Genomic DNA, 17,473 nt, shown 5'->3' with positions numbered 1-17,473 from the left:
GGACTATCGCGCACTTAGAAGCAACAGCACAGCAACAGCAACAGCAACAGCAACAGCAACAGCAACAGCAACAGCAACGAAAGTTAATCGACTGCTTCAGGCGACCCTTGCCAGTGGGAACAGGCGTTTGAAGTTGGTGGTTGTCTGTTCGGCCAACTGCTCGTAACTGGCACCCCGCAGCGAAGCTACATACTCTGCAACTTCACGCACATATTGCGGGAGGTTCGGTTTGCCACGATGGGGAATTGGCGCAAGGTACGGCGCATCGGTTTCCACCAGAAGGCGATCAGCAGGCACCTGCCTGGCCACTTCCCGCAACGCGTCGGCATTGCGGAAGGTGACGATGCCCGACAACGAGATGTAATAGCCAAGGTCCAGCGCTGCCTTGGCCATTTCCCAATCTTCAGTAAAGCAGTGCAGCACGCCCGCCTGAGGCAAGCCTGCTTCGCGTAAAAGCGCCAGCGTATCAGCCCGTGCCGCCCGGGTATGCACAATCACCGGCTTGCCCGTCTGCCGCGAGGCTTCCAAGTGCAAGCGGAAAGACGCCTGCTGAAGCTCGGCAGCTTCAGGCTCGTAGTGGTAATCCAGCCCGGTTTCACCGATTGCCACCACATGAGGATGCGACAACTCATGCATCAACCACTCCAGCGCAGGCGTTTCGCCCGGCGCCAGGTCCAATGGATGGACGCCTACCGAGCAGTCCACATCAGCGTACCGCTCAGTGAGCGCTTTCACCGCGCCGGCATTTTCGGCGCTCACGCCGATGCACAGAAAATGGCCTACGCCCCGACCACGTGCCGCCTCCAACGCCGCATCGAGCGAGCCCTGGTGAGCAGTGAGGTCCAGACGGTCCAGATGGCAATGGGAATCTACTAGCATGGGCTACGCACACAAAAATGAATGAAAATCAGCGGGCACTTGGCAACTGCAACCAGTGGGCCAGCAGCGATTCGAGCAACAGAGCACGGTTCAGGTTGGCCTTGCCAAGCACCTTCTGGCGCTGCTCCAAAGTCCATGTCTGAACCTCAAGCACCTTGGCCGGCCTACTTTTCTGGGCAAGGTATTGCACCACCTTGCGCATGTCGGGCAACCCTAGCCCATCCTCATCCTGGGTCAATTGGTAGCGCAAGATCAGGTGCGCCCAATCGCAGAACCAGTCGAACAACAGCAGCAGCGGCACGCCGGTCCACGCCTCCGCCAGTTGGCTGGGGGAAGCCTGCTGTTTAAGCAACTTCTTCACCCCATCGGCAACCAGCGCGCGCTGTTCTCGAACGCCCTGCGCCTGCAGGCTGACTGCAAGCAGTGGCGAACCTGCGGCCAGTGCCAACAGCTCCGCGCGCTCACTTTCACCGCTGCCTGGCAAGGCTCCGGCCAGCCAAGCCTGGCTCTGGGCCTGGCTGGGCTGCGGGCACGCTACCTGCTGGCACCGGCTTTTGATGGTAGGCAGAAGGCGGCTCGGTTGGTGCGTCACCAGCAGCAGGACGGTATCGCCCGAGGGCTCCTCCAGGCTTTTGAGCAAGGCGTTCGAGGCGTTGACGTTCATGGCCTCGACCGGCTCAATCAGGACTACCTTGCGACCACCCAGTTGCGCCGTCTGCACCACGAAGGCGACCAACTCGCGCACCTGGTCAACCTTGATCGGTTTGTCGAGCTCTTCGGGCTCCAGGATGAAATTATCCGGGTGGCTACCGGCCTTGAGCAAATGGCACGACTTGCAGGTGCCGCACGCCTCCGTACCCTGAGGCTGCTGACACAGCAACCGTGCCATCAGGCGCTCGGCCAACGCCCGTTTGCCGGTGCCTTGCGGGCCGTGCAGCAAGTAAGCATGGGCGTGCTGGGCGCGACCGGCAAGTTGCTCCCACAGCGCCTGTTGCCAAGGGTAGCCATCAGCCACGGCAGCGTTCCACGATACCAGGCACCAGCCCGTCGATGGCCCGCTGGACCGCGTCAAGCGACTGCGCGGCATCCAGACGGCTATAACGGTGGGGCTCTCGCTCGGCCCGTTGCAGATAAGCATGGCGCACTGCTTCGAAGAAGGCTTGCCCTTCCTGCTCGAAACGGTCCAAGCGGCCGCGGGCCGCGGCTCGGGCCAAGCCAACTTCGACCGGCAAGTCGAAGATCAGGGTCAAATCAGGACGTAAGTCCCCTTGCACGAACTGCTCGAGGGTGGCAATACGCGCAACCGACAAGCCGCGACCACCGCCTTGGTAAGCGTAGGTGGCATCTGTAAAGCGGTCACACAGTACAACCGCACCCCGCGCCAGCGCTGGCCGTATCACCTGCGCCAGGTGCTGGGCACGGGCGGCGAATACCAGCAGGAGCTCGGTGTCGGCAGCCATCGCCTCGTCACTGGGGGCCAGCAGCAGCTCCCTTACCTTTTCGGCCAATGGCGTGCCGCCGGGCTCACGGGTCAACACCACATCCAGCCCCTGCTCGCGCAGGCGCGCAGCGAGGTAGTCACGGTTAGTGCTCTTGCCTGCGCCTTCGGGGCCTTCCAGAGTAATAAACAAGCCAGTCACGGGCAGTCCTTAATGTTTTACTTCAGGCGTCGTCGGCGCGGTGGCCGGCGCGTCGCTGGCGCTGCCATTGCCGGCCGGCTCAGCGGGTGGCGACGGCTCAGCGGGCTGGCCGGTGCTGTCTGCCTGAGGCTGGGCGGCGGCTTCGCCACCCGGCTGGGTTGTCTGAGGTGCGGGGCTGGAGCGGTAGTCCGCCCGCCGCTTTATCTGGAACTCGCGCACGGCGGAGTTATGGTCGTCCAGATCATCGGAAAACACATGGCTGCCATCACCGCGCGCAACGAAATACAGGCTGGTGCCATCTGCCGGGTTAAGCGCGGCATGGATGGCTTCACGGCCCACCATGGCGATAGGCGTGGGTGGCAGCCCGGTGATGGTATAGGTGTTGTAGGGCGTGGGCTCACGCAGGTCGGCGCGGGTGATTCTGCCGTTGTAGCGTTCGCCCATGCCGTAGATCACCGTGGGGTCGGTCTGCAACATCATGCCCAGGCGCAGACGCCGTACGAACACGCCGGCAATCTGCCCACGCTCCTGGGGAATACCGGTTTCCTTTTCCACCAGCGATGCCATGATCAGCGCCTGGTAGGGATCACGGTATGGCAGGTCACGCGTACGCTCGGCCCACTCTTTAGCCAAGACTTCTTCCAGGCGCATGTAGGCCTGCTGCAGCAGCTCGACATCGGTCATGCCGCGCACGAACCGGTAGGTATCGGGGAAGAAGCGCCCCTCAGGGAACACCCCGGTGTGACCCAGCTTGTCCATGACCTCGGCATCCGAGAGCCCGTCCAGGGTCTGCTTGATCTTCTCGTGCCTGGCGACAGCCGTGCGCACCTGCCGGAATGTCCAACCCTCCACCAAGGTGAGGTTGTACTGCACCACATCACCGCGCCGCCAGGCATCAAACAGCTGCTCAACCGTCATGCCTGGGGTAAGCCGGTACTCCCCGGTATGCAATGGCACGCCGGCCATGTTGAACCGCCAGTACAGGCGCAGCCATAGAGCATCATCCAGCAGGCCCTCCTGCTGCATGCGGTAGAACATGCGGTTGGGGGTGGCACCGTTGGGCACGTCCAGCAGGCGCTCCTGCTCCACGTGCAGGGGCTGGTCCAGCACAGCGTGAACCTTCCAGGCCGACCAGCCAAGCGCAAGGCCGGCAATGATCAAGCCCATTTCCAGCAGCAGCAGGAATTTACGTCTCACGAATTCAGGTTTCCAGTAACGTACGGGCGACAGCCTGCAATTTACGCGTGAGCGGGCCAGGCGACCAGTTTAGCTCGCCTGCACTGCGCACGGGCCATATGCCGTACACGCTGTTGCAAACAAATACTTCGTCGGCTTGCTCAAGCTCAGGGTACGGCAGGTCACGCACGTGTGAGGGGATGCCGAGCAATGGGGCCTGCTGCAACAACGCGGCGCGCATTACCCCTGCCACGCCGCAGCGCTGCAGGTCAGCAGTGAGCAGCGTACCGTCGCGCACCAGAAACAGGTTGCTGTACACCCCTTCGATGATCCGGTCATGCCCATCACACATCAGGCCTTCTGCATGTTCACTGCCCTGCCACTCGGCACGGGCCAGTACCTGCTCCAGGCGGTTGAGGTGTTTGAGGCCTGCCAGCAAGGGTTGTTCCCCAAGCCGCGTCTTGCAGAGAAAAAGGCGCACGCCCTGATCGCCGTAGGACTGGGGATAGGCCGGCAATGGGCTGGCTTGCAGGATACGCCGGGCTGGCGCATCCGCCACGGGCGCGTAGCCACGCTGGCTGTCGCCACGGGTGAGGATCAGTTTGGCGACGCCTTCCCCTAGCTGGCTGGCAAAGCGTTGAAGCTCATCGGCGACCAGTGCCACATCCACCGGGATGAACAGGCGTTGACACCCCAAGGCCAAACGCGCCATGTGCTCGCCCAGCAGGCTGGGCCGGCCGTGACGCACGGCGATGGTTTCAAACACACCATCGCCGTAGGCCAGGCCCCGGTTCTGCAGGTTAACCGCAGCCTGGGATTGGCCATCTACCCAGCTGTGCATCAGCCGGCAAACCGGCGGAACACCAGGGAGCCATTGGTGCCACCAAAACCGAAGGAGTTGGACAGCACCACGTCGATCGGCATGCTGCGCGCCTGGTGCGGCACGAAGTCCAGGTCACACCCTTCGTCCGGCTCGTCGAGGTTGATGGTTGGCGGAGCCATCTGGCTGTTGATGGCCAGCACACTGAAGATCGCTTCAACCGCGCCTGCTGCACCCAACAGATGGCCCGTCATCGACTTGGTCGAGCTCACGGCCAGCTTGTAGGCATGCTCGCCAAATACACGTTTGATCGCCGACACTTCGGCTAGGTCGCCTGCCGGGGTCGAGGTGCCGTGAGCATTGATGTAGCTGACCTCGTGCGGTTCAACACCGGCATCGCGCAGGGCGTTGGCCATGCACCGAGCAGCGCCTTCGCCGGTTTCAGGCGGCGAGGTCATGTGGTAGGCGTCGCCACTCATGCCAAAACCCACCAGCTCTGCGTAGATGGTGGCACCACGGGCCTGGGCGTGCTCGAGTTCCTCAAGCACCAATGCGCCAGCGCCATCGGACAGTACGAAGCCATCACGGCCCTTGTCCCAGGGGCGGCTCGCGCGGCTCGGCTCGTCGTTGCGCGTAGAAAGCGCACGCGAAGCGCCGAAGCCGCCCATGCCGAGGCCGCAGGCGGCCATTTCAGCACCGCCGGCGATCATCACATCCGCTTCACCGTAAGCAATGTTGCGCGCCGCCATGCCGATGCAATGAGTACCGGTGGTGCAAGCGGTGGCGATGGCGTAGTTCGGCCCCTGTAAACCCAGGTGAATCGACAGGAAGCCCGAGATCATGTTGATGATCGAGCCCGGCACGAAGAACGGCGAAATGCGCCGTGGGCCGGAATCGTGCAGCGTGCGGCTGGTTTCTTCGATGTTGGTCAGCCCGCCAATACCAGACCCCATGGCAACGCCAATGCGCTCACGGTTGGCGTCGGTCACTTCAAGGCCGGCATTGCGCACGGCCTGGAAGCCTGCGGCCAGGCCGTACTGGATGAACAGGTCAAGCTTGCGGGCCTCTTTGGCCGACAGGTATTGCTCGACCTCGAAGCCTTTGACCGAGCCGCCAAAACGGGTGGAGTAGGCAGAAAGGTCCGTGTGTTCGATTGGACCGATGCCACTACGGCCAGCCAGAATGCCTTGCCATGTGCTCGGTACATCGGTACCCAGTGGCGACAGCATGCCCATACCGGTGACCACGACGCGTCTACGCGACACAGTACTCTCCTTTTCTAATGTCAGAGTTTCTTGCCATTGCATTCAACGCAATGGAAATGAAATGGCAACAAGCTCTCGATGCCCGGGGCCGGACACCCCATCGTTTGAAACGGGACGCTTGCAAAGAAAAAACCGCACGCCGGCGAAGGCAGTGCGGTTTTTCCCGACAAGAAGCGTCGACTGCAGCGTCTTAGGCCTGGTGGGCGTTGACGTAGTCGATAGCAGCTTGAACGGTAGTGATCTTCTCGGCTTCTTCGTCAGGGATTTCGGTCTCGAATTCCTCTTCCAGAGCCATCACCAGCTCAACGGTGTCAAGCGAATCGGCACCCAGGTCATCGACGAAGGACTTCTCGTTAGTCACTTCTTCTTGCTTGACGCCCAGTTGCTCGGCGACGATTTTCTTGACGCGTTCTTCGATGTTGCTCATACCTAGGTTTACTCCTAATGGATATATGTCAGGCAGCTGGCCGGTGGCTAATTTTATAGAAGAACGCCTGCTTTTCAAGCTAAACGCGCCTCTCCCTTCAGCACCGCACCCGCCGCCCGGAATCTGATTGCAGCTTTATAACGGATTTTAGGCTCGCAGTATGACTCTTTTTTTACTGAATCCGTCACATTGAGTTGCGATATTACATGTACATGCCGCCGTTGACCGGCACGGTAGCACCGGTCACATAGGCTGCACCTTCCGACGCCAGGAACGAAACCACCTTGGCGATTTCGTCTGCCTGACCCAGGCGGCCCAGCGGAATCTGGGTCTGCAAGGCCTGACGTTGGGCCTCAGGAAGCTCGCGCGTCATGTCTGTATCGATGAAGCCCGGGGTTACCGAATTGACGGTAATGCCCCGCGAACCCACTTCACGCGCCAGGGCGCGGCTGAAACCTTCCAGGCCAGCCTTGGCAGCAGCGTAGTTGGCCTGCCCGGCGTTACCCATGGCGCCGACTACCGAGCCGATGCTGATGATACGGCCCCAACGGGCCTTGGTCATACCACGCAACACGCCCTTGGACAGGCGGTACAGGCTGTTGAGGTTGGTGTCGATCACATCGAACCACTCGTCGTCCTTCATGCGCAGCATGAGGTTGTCCCGGGTGATGCCAGCATTGTTGACCAGGATTGCCGGCGCCCCGAACTGCTCACCAATGGCGGCCAGCACGGTCTCGACGGACTCTGCGCTGGTCACGTTCAGCTCCATGCCGGTACCGGCCACGCCGTGCTCTTTCAGGGTGGCGGCAATACGCTCGGCACCGGAGGCCGATGTAGCGGTGCCAATCACGATGGCACCCTGGCGGCCGAGTTCCAGGGCGATCGCCTGGCCGATGCCACGGCTGGCACCAGTGACCAGTGCAACTTTACCTTGCAGGCTCATGCAAGTTTCTCCAGTTCAGGCCAGCGCCGCGCGGGTGGCGGCGACAGCGTCGGGGGTATTGAGGTTGTAAGTGCTCACGCCATCGGCGCAACGCTTGTTAAGCCCAGCCAACACCTTGCCAGGGCCGCACTCGACCAGGTTGACCGCGCCATTGGCAGCCAACGCCTGTACGCACTCGACCCAGCGCACGGGCTGATACAACTGTGCCAGCAGGTCCTGCTTCAGGGCATCGAGGCCTGGCGCAACGGCGGCAGTGACGTTCTGCACCACGGGGATCTGCGGCGCTTGCCAATCGATGGCGTTGACCGCCTCGGCAAAGCGCTCGGCAGCAGGCTTCATCAAAGCACAATGGGAGGGCACACTGACGGCCAGCGGCAAGGCACGCTTGGCACCTTTGGCCTTGCACAACTCCATGGCACGATCCACGGCAGCCTTGTTGCCAGCAATGACAACCTGGCCGGGGGAGTTGAAGTTGACAGCACTGACCACTTCATCCTCGGCCGCCTCGGCACAAAGCTGCACCACAACGGCATCATCCAGCCCCAGAATGGCTGCCATGGCACCGTGCCCGGCAGGCACGGCTTCCTGCATCAGCTGGCCGCGGCGCTCGACCAGGCGGACGGCGTCTTTCAACGTGATACTGCCAGCCGCTACCAGAGCGCTGTACTCACCCAGGCTATGGCCAGAGACGAACGCCGGCTTGGCACCCCCCTCTTCCAGCCACAGGCGCCACAGCGCGATAGAGGCGGCGAGGATGGCCGGCTGAGTCTTGTCGGTCTGGTTAAGTTGCTCTTCCGGGCCTTCCTGAACCAGCTTCCACAAGTCATAGCCCAGTGCTTCGGACGCTTCCTTGAAGGTTTCGATGATCACCGGCTTCTCGGCGCCGAGCTCGGCGAGCATGCCCAGCGACTGGGAACCTTGACCGGGAAAGACGAATGCGAGAGATGCAGACATTGAACAAGCCCTTATGATCTTGTCGTCGGATAGGGTGCGACAGGCCTTAGGCCCGGCGCAGAATCTGAAAACTTGGATGGAAATACAGACCAAGCGGTCACATTTAAGCATTTCATCGCCGATATGCCTAAGGCCTTCGCTGGGTCGACGCTACAGCAGCAAATCCTCCAGGCGCCCATGCAGCCGCTGCGGCAGGTCTTGCCGGATCTCGATCAACGCCCGCTCGATGGCGCTCTGCAACCCCTGTACACCTGCCGAGCCATGGCTCTTGATGACGATGCCCTGCAAGCCCAGGAAACTGGCACCGTTGTGGCGCGCAGGCGCCAGGTCTGCCTGCAGGCGCTTGAGCAGTGGCCTGGCCACCAAACCGGCCAGGCGCGACAACATGCCGCGCCGGAACACCTGCTCGACGCGTTCGCCAATCATGCTCGCCAGCCCTTCGCTGGACTTGAGCAGGATGTTGCCAACAAAGCCGTCACACACCACTACATCAGCGACACCCTGGTACAACCCGTCGCCTTCGACGAAGCCCACGTAGTTAAGCCCGCGGGCGTTCTGCAACAGGCTGGCAGCCAGCTTTACCTGCTGGTTGCCCTTGATGTCTTCGGTACCCACGTTCAACAAGCCTACCCGCGGGCGCTGCACGCCCTGCACTTGGGCGGCAACCGACCCCATGACGGCGAACTGATAGAGATGCTCGGCGGTGCAGTCAACGTTGGCGCCCAGGTCGAGCAACTGACAGAACCCGGTACGCGTAGGCAGCGCCGCCACCATCGCCGGGCGATCAATACCTGGCAGCGTCTTGAGCACGAATCGGGACAGCGCCATCAACGCCCCGGTATTGCCGGCACTGACGCACGCTTGCGCCTTGCCATCGCGGACCAGTTCGAGCGCCACGCGCATCGATGAGTCTGGCTTGCCACGCAACACCTGGGATGGACGCTCATCCATGCCGACCACCTCGCTGGCAGGCACAATTTGAAGGCGCAAGCGATCGGTAGCCGAGATGCCACTGATGAGTTCTTCCAGGAGAGAGGGTTGACCGACAAGGGTCAGGTGCAGCGAGGGGGTTGCAGAAAGGCAGGCAATGCTAGCCTGGACAATGCTGCGGGGACCGAAGTCCCCGCCCATTGCGTCGATCGCGATGATCTGAGCGGACAAGGATTACTCGTCAGCGCCCTTGTCGACCACTTTGCGACCACGGTATACGCCTTCTGGCGAAACGTGGTGGCGCAGGTGGACTTCACCGGTGGACTTCTCTACCGACAGTGCGTTTTCCGACAGGGCATCGTGCGAACGACGCATGTCACGGGCAGAGCGGGATTTTTTGTTCTGCTGAACAGCCATAATTGATTAACTCCTAAACGTTTGGGTCACGCTTTAACTGCGCCAAAACACTGAACGGGTTGGACCGCGATACCTCGTCCTTGCTCGAATCGGGCTCGTCTGCGCCCGCCGGCTGCTGGCATTCTTCCGGATGATGAGCAGGCACGATGGGCAAGGCGAGCAAAAGCTCTTCCTCGACCAACGCCTGCAGATCCAAAGGATCTTCGCCCAGTTCCAGCACGTCATAGCCTTTCGGCAACGACTGGGTATTCGCACCCTCCTTCACCACAGCGTACGTACATTCGCTGTGGATCGGCAGGGTGACCAGCTCAAGACAACGCTGGCAAACCATCTTGACTTCGACGTCCAGCGCACTGTGGATAACCACCACGTGCTGTTCATCTCGTTCAAAATCGAACTTCGCCTGCACCGTACCGACATTGTCGGAAAGCGGGTCGCAGAGTCTTTCCAAATCAGCGAGTTGCAGTGAACCGGTAAGGGTTACACCACGATCGGCTAATTTGCGCGGGTCAACGTGAGGTGGAATCGGGTCATTCAACATAGGCGCAGCATTCTAGGGATGCCCCCCGCCCCTGTCAAAGGAAATTGGCGGCATCGTGCGTGATAGAATTTGTTCAACCGATTCAGGAGTCTACCATGCTTCCTTTGTTACTGGCGTCCAGCTCTGCCTATCGCCGCGAATTACTGGCACGCCTGCGCCTGCCGTTCACCTGGGCAAGCCCCGATATAGACGAGCAACAACGGGGTGACGAACCCGCCGTGGAACTGGTGCGCCGGCTGGCCAGGCAAAAGGCCGAAGCCTTGGCGGGCAGCCACCCCGCGCACCTGATCATTGGCTCAGACCAGGTTGCAGTACTGGGCGAGCAGGTGCTGGGCAAGCCACATACCTTCGAACGGGCTTGCGAGCAGCTGCTGGCGTGCAGCGGGCAGCAGGTGAGCTTTCTCACCGGGCTGGCAGTACTCAATAGCGTGACCGGGCACTGCCAGGTGGACTGCGTGCCGTTTACGGTAACGCTGCGCGAATTGAGCAGGGAGCGAGTGGAGCGCTATGTCGCAGCAGAACAGCCACTCGATTGCGCCGGGAGCTTCAAGGCGGAGGGGCTAGGGGTGAGCTTGTTCCAGAGCACTCACGGGTGCGATGCGACCAGCCTGATCGGGCTGCCGCTGATTCGGCTGGTGGATATGCTGACCGAGGAAGGGGTGGTAGTGCCCTAAGGCCTCCTTGAGTTTTTGTCGCGCCTGTGAGGTTGAACGCCGCGCGAGCAGCGCTCAACCTCACGAACACCGCAAAACGCGCGACAGACCCTCAGCGCAACTGCGGCCCCTGGAAGCCCATCCACATCGCCAGATGCTCAGCCACACTGGCACCCATGCGCTTGGAGAAGCGGTCGAACGGCGACTCCTGGACGGTGAAATCGACCAGCTCCCTCTCGCCCACGATTTCGCGCGCCACGTAACTGGCGCTGCCAAGCCCGTCCACCAGGCCCAAGGCCTTGGCCTGCTCACCCGACCACACCAGGCCGCTGAACAGCTCAGGGTGCTCCTTATCCTTCAGGCGCTCGCCGCGCCCTTGCTTGACCATGGCGATGAACTGCTGGTGGGTGGTATCCAGCACGCCTTGCCAGAAGCGGGTTTCTTCAGGTTTCTGCGGCGAGAACGGGTCGAGAAACGCCTTGTGCTCACCCGAGGTGTAGGCTCGCCGCTCAACACCCAGCTTCTCCATGGTGCCTACAAACCCGTAGCCCGCGGCAGTGACACCGATGGAGCCCACCAGGCTGGCCTTGTCGGCATAGATTTCATCCGCGGCGCTGGCGATGTAATAGGCACCGGAGGCGCCCAGGTCGGCGATCACCGCATACAGCTTGATAGCCGGGTATTCAGCGCGCAGACGACGAATTTCGTCATACACGTAGCCTGCCTGTACCGGGCTGCCACCAGGGCTGTTGATGCGCATCACCACCGCTTTGGTCTTGCTGTCCTTGAACGCCTCGCGCAGGCTCTTGACGATGTTGTCGGCACTGGCCGCCTCTTGGTCCGCAATGACCCCGCGCACCTCGACCAACGCCGTATGGCTGGTGCTGCGCGAGGCAGCCTTGTCAATATCCATCAGGGGCGAGAACAGCACCAGAATGCCGAACAGGTAGACGAAGGTCAGCAGCTTGAAGAAAATCCCCCAGCGCCGCGACCTGCGCTGCTCCTGGACGCTGGCCAGCAGGGTTTTCTCCAGCAGCTTCCAGCTCTTGCGCTCTTCGCGCTCCTCAGGCTCCGCCTCGGGCGCCCTCCATTCGTCTGCCATGCTTACCTACCTTGGAAGTGAAGTTGGATTACCGGCCAGCCACTGGCGCAACTGGGAAAAGTGATCGATGCACAGCTGCGGGCCAAACTCGGCCAAGGCCTGCAGCGACATGGCACCATAGCCCACCGCGACCGAATGCATGCCCGCATTGCTGGCCATCTGCAAATCGAACGCCGAGTCACCCACCATCAGCGCGCGCTCTGGCGGCACGCCACAGTGACTCAAGATTTGTTCAAGCATCAGCGGATGGGGCTTGCCACGGGTTTCGTCCGCCGCACGGGTGATATCGAAGAACTGCCCCCAGCCGTTGGCCTTCAAAACCCGATCCAGCCCTCGGCGCGCCTTCCCCGTGGCCACCGCCAGGCGATAACCCTGGGCCCGGAAAGCCTCCAGCGATTCCCGCACGCCTTCGAACAGCGGCGAAGGGTGCTGATCGAGCGCCGTATAGATATCAGCATAGTGCCGGCGGAAAACCTCGACCTGGCTCGGCGGCAGGTGCGGGTACAGGGTTTCGATGGCCTCCGCCAGTGACAGGCCAATGATGCCCTTGACCGATTGCTCGGGGCTGGGCGCCTCACCCGCACGCGCAGCAGCTGCATTCATGGACTCGACAATACGCCCGATGGAGTCGGCCAGGGTGCCGTCCCAATCGAAAATCAACAGCTGGTAGTCACGGCGCACTCAAACGCTCCACGGTCTTGGCCCACACTTCGTCCACAGGCGCCTCCAGCTTGAGCTCGCCACCATCGGGCAGCGGCACGGTCAGGGCGTAGGCATGCAGGAACAGCCGCTTGCCGCCCAGTTCGCGAATTTCGCGGCTGAAGTCTTCGTCGCCATATTTGCTGTCACCGGCAATCATGTGGCCGGCGTGCAGTGCGTGCACGCGAATCTGGTGCGTCCGGCCAGTGATGGGCCTGGCCTCGACAATGGTCGCGAACTCACCGAAACGGCGCAGCACCCGGAACAGGGTCAAGGCCTCCTTGCCTTCATCGTTGACTTCGACCATGCGCTCACCGGAGCGCAGGTTGCTCTTGAGCAGCGGCGCATTGACCTGCTTCTTCGACGTGGGCCAATGGCCGCGCACCAGGGCCATGTAACGCTTGTCGACACCATCGCCGCGCAGCGCTGCGTGCAGGTGGCGCAGCATGCTGCGCTTCTTGGCGATCATCAGCAGGCCGGAGGTATCGCGGTCCAGGCGATGCACCAGCTCCAGCTCCTTGGCATCGGGGCGCAACTGGCGCAACGCCTCGATCACCCCGAAGCTCAGGCCGCTGCCGCCGTGCACGGCAATGCCAGCCGGCTTGTTCATCACGATCAGCGCCTTGTCCTCATGGACAATTGCCGCCTCCAGGCGCTGCAACAGGCCCTGGGCCACCGGCGCCGGCTCGTCACGCTCGGGCAGGCGAACCGGCGGGACCCGCACGATGTCACCGGCCTGGATCTTGTACTCGGGCTTCACACGGCCTTTGTTGACCCGCACTTCACCCTTGCGCAGGATGCGGTAAACCAGCGTCTTGGGCACACCCTTGAGCGCTGTGATAAGGAAATTGTCGATGCGTTGGCCGGCAAGCTCCGGCGCGACTTCGATCAGCTGAACGCCGGAAGTCGGAGGGGTATTGGTCGTCATGGCGGGATCATAACAATTTTTTATGGAATTGAAGCACTTAATCATTGCTGCTATAGTCGCGAACGCCGCCATAAGCGGCAGGCCAGCGGCACCAGGCTCTTTTGCCGGTCCCTGACCTTCGCAATTCTCCAGGACGCGAGGCCGTCCTACGGGGTTTTCGCCAGTTTACCGAATTGCCTGGAATCGCCACCAGCGCTGCGTAGAGAAGACCGAAAAAAACGACAAGTGCGGTGTTTCACCTGCTTACCCGCTTCTTTCGCTGCACCTCTACCCGCCCGTCGCTTTCACGCAACGCACGGCGAATGCTTCGGAAATACCTGCCTTGGACATGAATGGCGCCAGCGCAGAACCTGCGCTGGCGAAAAATGCAACCCGTTGCGGATTCAGCGCGCGGCAGCACCCGAATTATCAGGGATACGTGCAGGGTGGAGATGCACAGCCCTCGGACCGTGTAGCACCGCGTCCGGCCCCTCGCCTCAATCAATGGCGGGTGAGCGGATAAGGTCCTGAACAGACGCCTGCGGGCGTCCACGGCTGACGGTTGATTCCTCCTCCTGACTGAGTGCACCAGGCCCGCTTGGTTGATTCGGATAACAATTCGAAGCCACCGGGGCCGGGTAGGCACCGCAGCAAACAGGACGCGTCGTCGCGACAACGGCAGGCTGGGCAACCGGCTGGTGCCGAACGCCGCTCGACACGGGGATGGCCCGGCCATCCTTTGCGCACCTTGGCACCGACCATGAGACGTCGTGTGTGCCGAACGCCGTTTCCGGCAGCCCGGAAACCGACGGTACAACATGAAAAGAATGCTGATTAACGCAACTCAACCCGAAGAGTTGCGTGTAGCCCTGGTGGACGGTCAACGTCTGTACGACCTGGACATCGAGTCCGGCGCGCGTGAACAGAAAAAGGCCAACATCTACAAAGGCAAGATCACCCGCATCGAACCCAGCCTCGAAGCCGCTTTCGTCGACTTCGGCTCCGAACGTCACGGCTTCCTGCCGCTGAAAGAAATCTCCCGCGAGTACTTCAAGAAGGCCCCTGAAGGCCGGGTCAACATCAAGGAAGTGCTCAGCGAAGGCCAGGAAGTCATCGTCCAGGTCGAAAAAGAAGAGCGTGGCAACAAGGGCGCAGCCCTCACCACCTTCATCAGCCTGGCCGGCCGCTATCTGGTCCTGATGCCCAACAACCCGCGTGCGGGCGGCATTTCCCGCCGCATCGAAGGCGAAGAGCGCAACGAACTGCGTGAAGCCCTCAACGGCTTGACCGTACCCGGTGACATGGGCCTGATCGTGCGCACCGCGGGCCTGGGCCGCAGCAGCGAAGAAATGCAGTGGGACCTCGACTACCTGCTGCAGCTGTGGACCGCCATCAAGGAAGCGTCCCTGGACCGCGCAGCACCGTTCCTGATCTACCAGGAAAGCAACGTCATCATCCGCGCCATCCGCGACTACCTGCGCCAGGATATCGGCGAGGTGCTGATCGACAGCATCGATGCCCAGGAAGAAGCCCTCACCTTCATCCGCCAGGTCATGCCGCAGTACGCCAGCAAGGTAAAGCTGTACGAAGACAGCGTGCCACTGTTCAACCGCTTCCAGATCGAAAGCCAGATCGAAACCGCCTTCCAGCGCGTGGTCGAACTGCCGTCCGGTGGTTCGATCGTGATCGACCCTACCGAGGCCCTGGTGTCCATCGACATCAACTCGGCGCGCGCCACCAAGGGCAGCGACATCGAAGAAACCGCCTTGCAGACCAACCTGGAAGCGGCCGAGGAGATCGCCCGCCAGCTGCGCCTGCGTGACATCGGCGGCCTGATCGTCATCGACTTCATCGACATGACGCCCGCCAAGAACCAGCGCGCTGTCGAAGAACGTGTGCGTGAATGCCTGGAAGCCGACCGTGCCCGCGTGCAGGTTGGCCGTATTTCGCGCTTTGGCTTGCTGGAGATGTCTCGCCAGCGCCTGCGCCCATCGCTGGGCGAAAGCAGCGGTATCGTGTGCCCACGCTGCTCCGGCACCGGCATCATCCGCGACGTCGAATCGCTGTCGCTGGCCATCCTGCGCCTGATCGAAGAAGAGGCCCTGAAGGATCGCACCGCCGAAGTGCGGGCTCAGGTACCGATCCCGGTTGCCGCGTTCCTGCTCAACGAGAAACGCAACTCGATCACCAAGATCGAGCTGCGCACCCGTGCACGCATCATCATCCTGCCTAACGATCACCTGGAAACGCCGCACTTCGAAGTCCAGCGCCTGCGCGACGACAACCCGGAAGTGCTGAACAACCAGTCCAGCTACGAGATCGCTGCCTCCGAAACCGAGGAAGCGCCGCAGCCGACCGCCACCCGCACGCTGGTACGCCAGGAAGCTGCGGTGAAAACTGCACCCGCCCGCGCCAACGCACCGGTTCCGGCCGCCGCCGAAGAAGCCCCTGCTGCCACCCCGGTGGCGCCAGCACCGAGCGCGCCAGAACCCAGCCTGTTCAAGGGTTTGGTAAAGTCGCTGGTCAGCCTGTTCGCCGGCAAGGAAGAGCCGGCTGCCGCGCCGGTCGTTACCCCTGCCGAGAAGCCGGCTGCCGAGCGTAGCTCGCGCAATGAAGAGCGCCGTAACGGTCGCCAACAATCGCGCAACCGCAACGGCCGCCGTGACGAGGAGCGCAAACCGCGCGAGGAACGTGCCGAGCGCGCGCCGCGTGAAGAACGCGCGACACGAGAGGAGCGTGCCCCGCGTGAAGAACGAGCGCCTCGCGAAGAACGTGCTCCGCGTGAAGAACGTGCACCGCGCCAGCCCCGTGAAGACCGCCGCGGCAACCGAAACGAAGAGCGTGTGCGTGAATTGCGTGAACCGCTGGACGCCACCCCACCTGCCGAACGAGAAGAGCGCCAGCCACGCGAAGAACGTGTAGCCCGGGAAGAGCGAGCTCCGCGCGAAGAGCGCGCACCACGTGAAGAACGCGCACCTCGCGAGGAACGTGCTCCGCGTGAAGAACGCGCACCCCGCGAGGAACGCGCTCCGCGTGAAGAGCGTGCACCCCGCGAAGAGCGTACTCCGCGTGAAGAACGTGCCCCACGCGAAGAGCGCGCACCTCGCCCACCGCGTGAAGAGCGCCAGCCTCGCGTTGCCGCAGAAGCCACTGAACAGGCCGCCGAACTGGCCGAAGAGCAACTGCCGAACGAAGAGCATCTGCAGGATGACCAGGAAGGCAGCGATGACGAGCGCCCACGCCGCCGGTCCCGTGGCCAGCGTCGCCGCAGCAATCGTCGCGAGCGTCAGCGCAACGCCAATGGCGAGCTGATCGATGGCAGCGAAGAAGAAGGCAACGAAGAGCAGCCTCAACAGCACGGTGCAACCGAACTGGGTGCGGAGCTCGCCGCAGGCGTTGCTGTCACCGCAGCCGTGGCCACCAGCAACATCAGCGCCAATGCAGAAGCCCAGGCCCATCAGCAGGCCGAGCGCGCCACCGCTGAAGTGGCTCCGGTCGTCGAGCATGAAAGCGCCGAAGCTGCACAGCCTGCCGAACAGCCCGAAGCCGTAACCACCGAGCAGGCCATTGCCATCGCACCGGTGGTCGAGCAGCCGGTGAGCGAGCCTGTTGCAGTGGTGGAGCCGGCTGTAGAGCCCGTGGTGGAAGTTGCACCGCAGCCTGCTGTTGAAGCAGCCCCAGCTGTTGAGCCGGCGCCGGTCATCCACCTGCCAGCCGAGGCGCCAGTGGCTGATGCCGAACCGGCCCAGGTCGTTGTCGAGCCGGCACAGGCTGCTGCGCAAGCCACCCCTGCGGTTGAAGAAGCTGCACCTGTTGCAGAGGTTCAACCAGAAGCAGTGGCCGAGCCCGAGCCTGTAAAAGAGCAAGCCGCCGCCGCTGAAACCCCGGCAGCAGTAGAGCCTGCAACGGTCATGCTGTCCAACGGCCGCGCGCCGAACGACCCGCGTGAAGTGCGCCGCCGCAAGCGCGAAGCCGAGGCTGCCGCCAAGGCCGCGCAGCAGCAGCCAGCCCTGGAAGCCGCCGATGAGCACAAGCCTCATCACGGTTGATAACCACGGCTGAATAAAAAGCCCCGCCAGCGCAAACTGGCGGGGCTTTTTATTTCCCTAATAGAAGCAAC

Annotated in this window: 17 protein-coding genes; 2 read left to right on the top strand and 15 right to left on the bottom strand. The window is 62.2% G+C overall.

Annotated features, from left to right (window positions below; all coding sequences use genetic code 11):
* Window positions 1-96: 96 nt before the first annotated feature.
* The 12 genes from PPA02S_RS21785 to PPA02S_RS22910 all read right to left on the bottom strand — a co-directional run bounded on the left by PPA02S_RS21785 (window position 97) and on the right by PPA02S_RS22910 (window position 9,992).
* Window positions 97-879, bottom strand: a complete 783-nt coding sequence (locus PPA02S_RS21785; RefSeq protein WP_028633635.1) for a TatD family hydrolase — start codon at window positions 877-879, stop codon at window positions 97-99.
* A 28-nt stretch (window positions 880-907) separates the two neighbouring features.
* Window positions 908-1,894, bottom strand: coding sequence for a DNA polymerase III subunit delta' (locus PPA02S_RS21780; protein WP_028633634.1), 987 nt, complete (start codon window positions 1,892-1,894; stop codon window positions 908-910).
* Window positions 1,887-2,519, bottom strand: a complete 633-nt coding sequence (gene tmk / locus PPA02S_RS21775; RefSeq protein WP_028633633.1) for a dTMP kinase — start codon at window positions 2,517-2,519, stop codon at window positions 1,887-1,889. Before tmk ends, PPA02S_RS21780 begins: the two co-directional genes overlap by 8 nt.
* 9 nt (window positions 2,520-2,528) lie before the next feature.
* Window positions 2,529-3,716: an endolytic transglycosylase MltG gene (mltG, locus tag PPA02S_RS21770; RefSeq protein WP_028633632.1), complete on the bottom strand. Its 1,188-nt coding sequence runs from the start codon at window positions 3,714-3,716 to the stop codon at window positions 2,529-2,531.
* A 4-nt stretch (window positions 3,717-3,720) separates the two neighbouring features.
* The gene (gene pabC, locus PPA02S_RS21765; RefSeq protein ID WP_028633631.1) at window positions 3,721-4,536 is read right to left on the bottom strand and encodes an aminodeoxychorismate lyase; all 816 of its coding nucleotides are present in this window, start codon (window positions 4,534-4,536) and stop codon (window positions 3,721-3,723) included.
* A complete protein-coding gene (gene fabF / locus PPA02S_RS21760) occupies window positions 4,536-5,780 on the bottom strand; it encodes a beta-ketoacyl-ACP synthase II (RefSeq protein WP_028633630.1) in 1,245 nt (414 codons plus the stop codon). The genes pabC and fabF overlap by 1 nt, the downstream gene beginning before the upstream one ends.
* Window positions 5,781-5,970: 190 nt before the next feature.
* Window positions 5,971-6,207: an acyl carrier protein gene (gene acpP, locus PPA02S_RS21755; protein WP_028633629.1), complete on the bottom strand. Its 237-nt coding sequence runs from the start codon at window positions 6,205-6,207 to the stop codon at window positions 5,971-5,973.
* Between the two features lie 202 nt (window positions 6,208-6,409).
* Window positions 6,410-7,150 (bottom strand): 3-oxoacyl-ACP reductase FabG, encoded by a 741-nt coding sequence (gene fabG / locus PPA02S_RS21750; RefSeq protein ID WP_028633628.1) that lies wholly within the window; start codon window positions 7,148-7,150, stop codon window positions 6,410-6,412.
* Window positions 7,151-7,165: 15 nt separating this feature from the next.
* Window positions 7,166-8,104: an ACP S-malonyltransferase gene (fabD, locus tag PPA02S_RS21745; protein ID WP_028633627.1), complete on the bottom strand. Its 939-nt coding sequence runs from the start codon at window positions 8,102-8,104 to the stop codon at window positions 7,166-7,168.
* Window positions 8,105-8,254: 150 nt separating this feature from the next.
* Complete coding sequence (gene plsX / locus PPA02S_RS21740) at window positions 8,255-9,265, bottom strand: phosphate acyltransferase PlsX (protein ID WP_080667850.1); 1,011 nt, start codon at window positions 9,263-9,265, stop codon at window positions 8,255-8,257.
* 3 nt (window positions 9,266-9,268) lie between these two features.
* A complete protein-coding gene (rpmF, locus tag PPA02S_RS21735; protein WP_028633625.1) occupies window positions 9,269-9,451 on the bottom strand; it encodes a 50S ribosomal protein L32 in 183 nt (60 codons plus the stop codon).
* Window positions 9,452-9,464: 13 nt separating this feature from the next.
* On the bottom strand, window positions 9,465-9,992 hold the full coding sequence (locus tag PPA02S_RS22910) for a YceD family protein (protein WP_080667849.1): 528 nt from the start codon (window positions 9,990-9,992) through the stop codon (window positions 9,465-9,467).
* Between the two features lie 95 nt (window positions 9,993-10,087).
* Here PPA02S_RS22910 and PPA02S_RS21725 point away from each other — a divergent pair, with 95 nt between their 5' ends.
* Window positions 10,088-10,666, top strand: coding sequence for a Maf family protein (locus tag PPA02S_RS21725; protein ID WP_028633624.1), 579 nt, complete (start codon window positions 10,088-10,090; stop codon window positions 10,664-10,666).
* Window positions 10,667-10,757: 91 nt separating this feature from the next.
* Here the strand turns inward: PPA02S_RS21725 and PPA02S_RS21720 are convergent, their stop codons facing one another.
* The 3 genes from PPA02S_RS21720 to rluC are packed head-to-tail and all read right to left on the bottom strand — an operon-like array spanning window position 10,758 to window position 13,374.
* Complete coding sequence (locus tag PPA02S_RS21720; RefSeq protein ID WP_028633623.1) at window positions 10,758-11,747, bottom strand: S49 family peptidase; 990 nt, start codon at window positions 11,745-11,747, stop codon at window positions 10,758-10,760.
* Window positions 11,748-11,753: 6 nt separating this feature from the next.
* Window positions 11,754-12,428 carry an HAD family hydrolase gene (locus tag PPA02S_RS21715; protein WP_028633622.1) on the bottom strand — a complete coding sequence of 225 codons (675 nt, stop codon included), beginning with the start codon at window positions 12,426-12,428 and terminating at the stop codon, window positions 11,754-11,756.
* Window positions 12,418-13,374 carry a 23S rRNA pseudouridine(955/2504/2580) synthase RluC gene (gene rluC / locus PPA02S_RS21710; RefSeq protein WP_028633621.1) on the bottom strand — a complete coding sequence of 319 codons (957 nt, stop codon included), beginning with the start codon at window positions 13,372-13,374 and terminating at the stop codon, window positions 12,418-12,420. The genes PPA02S_RS21715 and rluC overlap by 11 nt, the downstream gene beginning before the upstream one ends.
* Window positions 13,375-14,171: 797 nt before the next feature.
* Between rluC and rne the strand changes: the two genes are divergently transcribed.
* Complete coding sequence (gene rne, locus PPA02S_RS21705) at window positions 14,172-17,402, top strand: ribonuclease E (protein WP_028633620.1); 3,231 nt, start codon at window positions 14,172-14,174, stop codon at window positions 17,400-17,402.
* Window positions 17,403-17,473 lie beyond the last annotated feature (71 nt).

Source organism: Pseudomonas parafulva NBRC 16636 = DSM 17004, from assembly GCF_000730645.1.
Taxonomy (GTDB): domain Bacteria; phylum Pseudomonadota; class Gammaproteobacteria; order Pseudomonadales; family Pseudomonadaceae; genus Aquipseudomonas; species Aquipseudomonas parafulva.
Note: the sequence above shows the minus strand (reverse complement) of the source record. Positions and strands in the feature narration are given on the sequence as shown.